General features: G+C 59.2%; 5 protein-coding genes. All 5 read left to right on the top strand.

Annotated elements, in window-relative coordinates; all coding sequences use genetic code 11:
• Positions 1 to 399 precede the first annotated feature (399 nt).
• Positions 400 to 1,434, top strand: coding sequence for a dihydroorotase (gene pyrC, locus A11A3_RS16850; RefSeq protein WP_008930545.1), 1,035 nt, complete (start codon positions 400 to 402; stop codon positions 1,432 to 1,434).
• A gap of 4 nt (positions 1,435 to 1,438) precedes the next feature.
• Positions 1,439 to 2,452, top strand: a complete 1,014-nt coding sequence (locus A11A3_RS16845; protein WP_040297476.1) for a CobW family GTP-binding protein — start codon at positions 1,439 to 1,441, stop codon at positions 2,450 to 2,452.
• 67 nt (positions 2,453 to 2,519) lie between these two features.
• The gene (locus A11A3_RS16840; RefSeq protein ID WP_008930543.1) at positions 2,520 to 2,852 is read left to right on the top strand and encodes a DMT family transporter; all 333 of its coding nucleotides are present in this window, start codon (positions 2,520 to 2,522) and stop codon (positions 2,850 to 2,852) included.
• Positions 2,853 to 2,863: 11 nt separating this feature from the next.
• Positions 2,864 to 5,023, top strand: coding sequence for an acetyl-CoA hydrolase/transferase C-terminal domain-containing protein (locus tag A11A3_RS16835; protein WP_008930542.1), 2,160 nt, complete (start codon positions 2,864 to 2,866; stop codon positions 5,021 to 5,023).
• Between the two features lie 169 nt (positions 5,024 to 5,192).
• The coding region (locus A11A3_RS16830) for a hypothetical protein (RefSeq protein WP_157375823.1) at positions 5,193 to 6,162 on the top strand (970 nt) is incomplete at its 3' end.

Genomic DNA, 6,162 nt, shown 5'->3' with positions numbered 1-6,162 from the left:
CGCGAATCAATCCCGCCAGCACGGCCCATCACCCTGCACGGCAACTCGAGAGCCTCTCCCGCATCGCGTAATGCTGTTCACTTAAGCGGTGCAAATCTGGCGGAACCCTTTCAGGCAGGGCCCCTCTCCCCAACCCCTCTCCCGCAAGGGGAGAGGGGCTTAAAAGCTTAAGTGAACAGCATTACCCACATCGCGGGGCCTTTTTCTATCCCGAGTGCACAGCGCAAGCCAACCCCTCCCTGTAGGAGCGACGCTAGAGTCGCGAACCCTCCGGTTAGCCCCCGTAGCAGCCACCCCGCAAGCGACCGCCTCTTCTCCCTCAACCCAACCCTCCGCCCAACCCGCAACATGCGCTACACTACGCCCCCCGCGATACACCCTGGCCAAGAAGGTGACCCCATGACCGATACCCTGACCATTTGCCGCCCTGATGACTGGCACCTGCATTTTCGCGATGGCGACATGCTGGCTGAAACGGTGCCGGCCACGGCCCGGGTATTCGGCCGTGCCATTGTCATGCCCAACCTGACGCCGCCGGTGACCACGGTGGAGCAGGCGGCGGCCTACCGGCAGCGGATTCTGGCCCAGGTTCCCGCCGGTGTTCAGTTCGAGCCGCTGATGGTGCTGTACCTGACCGACGTCACGCCGGTGGAAGAGGTGAAAAAGGCCGCCGAGTGCGACTTCGTGCACGCCTTCAAACTGTACCCGGCCGGTGCCACCACCAACTCCGACAGCGGGGTGACCGATCCGGGCAAGATCACCCACCTCTACGAGGCCATGGAAAAGCACGATGTGCCGCTGTTGGTCCATGGTGAAGTCACCGAGGCCGAGATCGATATTTTTGACCGGGAAAAGGTCTTCATCGACCGTTACCTGGCCGATATCCGCCGCCAGTTCCCGGCCCTGCGTATTGTCTTCGAACACGTGACCACCGCCGAGGCGGTGCACTTCGTGCGCGAAGCCAGTGCGCTGACCGCGGCCACCGTGACTCCTCAGCATCTGCTGATGAACCGTAATGATCTGCTGGTGGGCGGGGTGCGTCCGCACAACTACTGTCTGCCGATCCTCAAGCGTCGACAGCACCAGGAAGCGATCCAGCAGGCGGTGATCGAAGGGCATGCCCGCTTCTTCCTGGGCACGGACTCCGCCCCCCATGCCCGCAACAGGAAAGAGGCCGCCTGTGGCTGTGCCGGTTGCTACTCCGCCCGGGCAGCGCTGCCGCTCTATGCCACCTTCCTGGAGCAGCACAACGCACTGGATAAACTGGAAGGCTTTGCCAGCCATTTCGGCGCTGACTTCTACCGCTTGCCCCGTCACCAGGACACCGTGACCCTGGTGCGTAAGGACTGGGTGGTGCCGGAGCAGCTGGATGCCGCCGGCGAGGCCATGGTGCCGTTCTATGCCGGGCAGGCACTGCCCTGGGCAGTGGGCTGAGGCCATGGCACCGATACCGGTTGTTCTGCTCACCGGTTTTCTGGGCAGCGGCAAGACCACGCTGCTCAATCACTGGCTGGGCGAGCGGCAGGACCTGGCGCTGATCATCAACGAGCTGGGCGACATCGGCATCGACCAGCACCTCACCCAGGGGGCCGACGTGCCGGTGACCCTGATGGCGGGAGGTTGTCTGTGTTGCGTGATACAGGGTTCCCTGTCGAGCACCCTGCGCAACCTTTACATGGCCCGCCAGGGGGGCGATGTGCCGGCGTTTTCCACGGTGGTGATCGAAACCACCGGCGCCGCCGATCCCTTCAATGTGCTGGCCGTGCTGGAGCAGGATCCCTGGCTGAAAAAACGCTTTGTCTGGCAGTCGGTGATCACCGTGGTGGATGCGGTAACCGGTAGCGAGGCCCTGGCCCGTCATCCGGAAGTGCTCGAGCAGGTTACCGCCGCCGACCAGCTGGTGATCAGTAAAAGTGACCGCATCAGTGCGCAGGCACTGGCTGACTTTCAGCAACGGTTGCAGGGGCTCAATGCCGGGGCGCCACAAACCGTGGCCGAGCATGGCCGGGCCCCCGCCAGCCTGCTGGACCGGGCCTTCCCGCGGCGCTGCCGCGTCACCGGTATGTTCAGCCCGGTGGCCGCGCCCCCGGCGCTGGCGACTTCCGCTGTGGCGGCCCCCTCGCGCCATGATCTGTACAGCGCCTCCCTGCGCTGGCCGGGCCAGCTGAGCTGGGCCCTGTGGCAGGCTGCCCTGGCCCAGCTGGCCAGTGAGTGCGGCGAAACACTGGTGCGGGTGAAGGGGTTGTTGAAGGTGGACGCGCTGGATGGCCCGCTGCTGGTGCAATGGGTCGGTGGCGAGACGCCGGCCCTGTCACCGCTGACCCTGTGGCCGGATGCCGACACCGACAGCCGCCTGGTACTGATCACCCGCCACCCGGACCCGGCCTACCCGCAGCAGATGCTGGCGCACTGGCAAACGCTGCTCACCCTGCTGGCCCAGACGCCGCCCTGATTTTTGCTTGCCGCCTTCGCAGCGCTGATGCACATTGAGACGGTTTGAATGTGCACAGGAATGCCCCATGGGTTACCTCTACCTGACCGTGGCCATCATCGCCGAGGTCATCGGCACTACCGCACTGAATGCGTCTCAGGGCTTCACCCGTCTCTGGCCTTCAGTGATCACCGTGATCGGTTACAGTATTGCCTTTTATGCCCTGTCATTGACGTTGCGCACTATTCCCATGGGTATCGCCTATGCGGTCTGGGCCGGAGCCGGTATCGTGTTGATAGCACTGGCCGGGATGCTGTTTTTCAACCAGCGGCCTGACGGGCCTGCCATGCTTGGAATGGGCTTTATTGTTATCGGCGTGGTACTGGTGACCCTGGTTTCCCAGACCCGGACACATGGATAAAAGGAGTTAACGTGACCGACTTGCTTCACAGTGCCGAACAGGCCGTGGATATCGTGATCGAACGTACCGGCGGGGATATTCGTCTGGCCATGCCGCTCGGGCTGGGCAAGCCCAACCGCTTTGTGAATGCGCTTTATCGGCGGGTGGCGGATGATCGTAGTCTCAAGCTGGAAATCTACACGGCCCTGTCCCTGGGCAAGCCCGGAGCCGGTAGCGACCTGGAAAAACGCTTTCTGTCACCGTTTTTGCAGCGGGTTTTCGATGACTACGAAGAGCTCGATTATCTCAAGGCGGTCAAGCACGACCAGTTGCCGGGCAACATTGCGGTTTATGAATTCTTTTTCCAGCCGGGCAGTCTGCTGGGCAGTCGCAGCGCCCAGCGCCATTACATCAGCAGCAACTACACCCATGTGGCCCGGGACCTGAATGCCCGAGGCATCAATGTGGTGGCACAGATGCTGGCCCACCGGCAGGTGGACGGCAAGGATCATTACAGCTTTTCCTGTAACCCGGAAGTGACTCTGGACCTGATGCCCCTGCTCAAGGCCCGACGCGATGCCGGCGAGACCCTGGTGGCCGTGGGCCAGATCCACCGTGAGCTGCCGTTCATGGCCAATGATGCCGAGGTGGGCGAGTGGCTGCCGGAAATGGATCTTCTGGTGGATGACCCCCAGGGCCATGGTCGCCTGTTCAGCACCCCCAACATGCCCGTCAGTCAGCAGGATCATTTTGTCGGCCTGCATGCCAGCACTCTGGTACGTGATGGCGGTACCCTGCAAATCGGTATCGGCGCTCTAGGCGATGCACTGGTCCATCACACCCGTTTGCGTGATCAGGACAACGAGCACTATCGCAACATCCTGCAAGCCTGGTCGCTGCCCGCAGACCAGCAGGCGCTGATGGAACGCGAAGGCGGTGACGCCTCCTTCCGCGACGGCCTCTACGGTTGCAGTGAAATGATGACCCATGGCCTGCTGACGCTGATCGATGACGGCATCATCCGCCGCCCGGTGTACGACTGGCTGCCCCTGCAGGAACTGGAAATGCGCGAGCCGGTCAAGCCTGGCCTGGCATTGCTGGATGCGCTGCGGGAACTGGGCGCCATCAATCGCCGGCTGGACCGGGCGCAGATTCGCACCCTGAAACGTTTCGGTATTTTCACCGGCGGTATTCGCAAGCAGGGGGATGCGCTGCATTTGCCCAATGAGGTCAGTGTCGCCAACGACCTGGATGACCGGGTCACCCGCGAGGCGCTCAAGGCGGTACTGGGTAACGAACTGGCCGGTGGTGTGGTCATGCACGGTGGCTTTTTCCTGGGGCCGACGGCGTTTTATCAGCGCCTGCGTGATATGAGCGATGCCGAGCGCGACCGCATCAACATGACCCATATCAGCTTCATCAACCACCTCTATGGCGATGAAGCCCTCAAACGATTGCAGCGACCCCATGCCCGGTTCATCAACACCGCCTTTACCGCCACCCTGCTGGGCGCCGCCGTGGCCGATCAGCTGGATGACGGCCGGGTGCTCAGTGGGGTGGGCGGGCAATACAACTTTGTCAGCCAGGCCCATGAACTGGAGGGCGCTCGCTCGATACTGATGTTACGTGCCTGGCGTGAACGGGCCGGCGAGGCCTGTAGCAATATCGTTTTCAGTTATCCGCACAACACCATTCCCCGTCACCTGCGCGACATGGTGGTAACCGAATACGGGGTGGCCGACCTGCGTGGCAAGACCGACGAGGAAGTGATCATTGCCATGCTCAATATCGCCGACAGCCGCTTCCAGACCGAGCTGATGGAACAGGCCAAGGATGCCGGCAAATTGCGCCGCGATTTCCAGATTGCCGAAGCCCGTCGCCATAACACCCCGGCGCGTCTGGACGAGGTGGCGCGCCGTTGTGGTGAGCAGAGTTTCCCGCGCTTCCCGCTGGGCACGGATTTCGATGACACCGAACAACAGTTGATGGAGGCGCTGACCTGGCTCAAGGAGAAAGTCAGCCACAAGGAATACCTGCAACTGGGGCGCAAGGCCCTGTTCCGCGAGGGCAGCGAAGCCGCTTTCCAGCCGGCACTGGCACGTATGGGGCTGGACAAAACCGGCAACCTGCGTGAACGGCTTTACCAGCGGTTGTTGTTGACGGCGCTGGAATCAACAAACCACCATAAATGAAAAGAATTACGGAATAATGTCAGGCTGATGCCGGAAGAGTGTTGAAAAGAAGAAAGCCAAGCAGTTTTGTGAATACCATCTCGGCATCAATAATTCATGTTTGAATCTTCTTCATTTTTTTTGCTTCACTAATACCGATAGAGGGAACTATCTGTATTAGGGGGAAAGGATGAAGATGCTCCGTGTGGCATTTCTGTGTCTCTGTTATTTGTTTTTCACTAACTCTTTGGCGGTGGCAGACGAAGGTGGTTCTGACTTCATCAGTAGTCAGAATGTTATTCCTGGTCTTTACAAAGAGCGTCATGTTCTAGGTGGCGCAGCCAACGCCATCAATGCTGCGAGTATCAGCGTTGATCCTCATTCCGGCTCGTTGCAGATAGCGCATACCGATGTATTCGTGCCCGGTGATGGCGGCATGGATATCAAGCTGGCCAGATATTATCAAACCATACAGCCTAACGAAGAGCAGACTTTTCAGTTCGACTCCAACTATGATTTCAGTCCCATTGGTTTGGGGTGGAGCATGCATTTTGGCATGATAAAAGTCTCAAGACCGACTGCCATGTGCAATACGCAAACCAATGCAAATATATCAGACAATCCGGTTTATATTGCACCTGATGGCTCACAGAGGCCTCTCGCAATCGGTAATAGAGCTGGCGTTGGCGGGCCTCAGCATGGCGTGGTAGACAGTGAATATTTCACCTATGTCACCAAGCAGTTTGATGTTGTTTATTGCAAGAATTTCAACGACCCATTGCCAAGCAATGACGAATTATGGATGAGAACAGCGGATGGTCGTCGCTATGATTTTACCTCAAGATATTTCAATGCGCTGTATGACGCACCGGCGGTTTGGTACGTAAACAAGATTACTGACGAGAACGGTAACTGGATAAAAATTGATTACAGCGGAAGTGGCGTAACAGGAGGTGAGGGCGTCCTGATTGACAAAGTCACCACAAGTGATGGCAGAGTCGTTAACTTTTCCTATAACGGTGCCGGTTCAAAAGGGCCAACGCTCGAATCCATCTCATATGCAGGAAAAACCTGGTCTTACTCTTATGAGCAAAGCCCCGTTCAAAGTATCTATGACAATTTTGAAAATAAGGGTTCTACCCCGTTTCCACGGACGGTTT

Origin of the sequence: Alcanivorax hongdengensis A-11-3, from assembly GCF_000300995.1 — a bacterium.
Classification (GTDB): domain Bacteria; phylum Pseudomonadota; class Gammaproteobacteria; order Pseudomonadales; family Alcanivoracaceae; genus Alcanivorax; species Alcanivorax hongdengensis.
The sequence above is the reverse complement of the archived record's forward strand: the minus strand, read 5'-3'. Positions and strand labels throughout refer to the sequence as shown.

What these genes read in the sequence shown, in the direction of transcription:
- A11A3_RS16845 (WP_040297476.1), top strand. Translation starts at nt 1,439, where the DNA reads ATGGCACCGATACCGGTTGTTCTGCTCACCGGTTTTCTGGGCAGCGGC.
- pyrC (WP_008930545.1), top strand. Translation starts at nt 400, where the DNA reads ATGACCGATACCCTGACCATTTGCCGCCCTGATGACTGGCACCTGCAT.
- A11A3_RS16840 (WP_008930543.1), top strand. Translation starts at nt 2,520, where the DNA reads ATGGGTTACCTCTACCTGACCGTGGCCATCATCGCCGAGGTCATCGGC.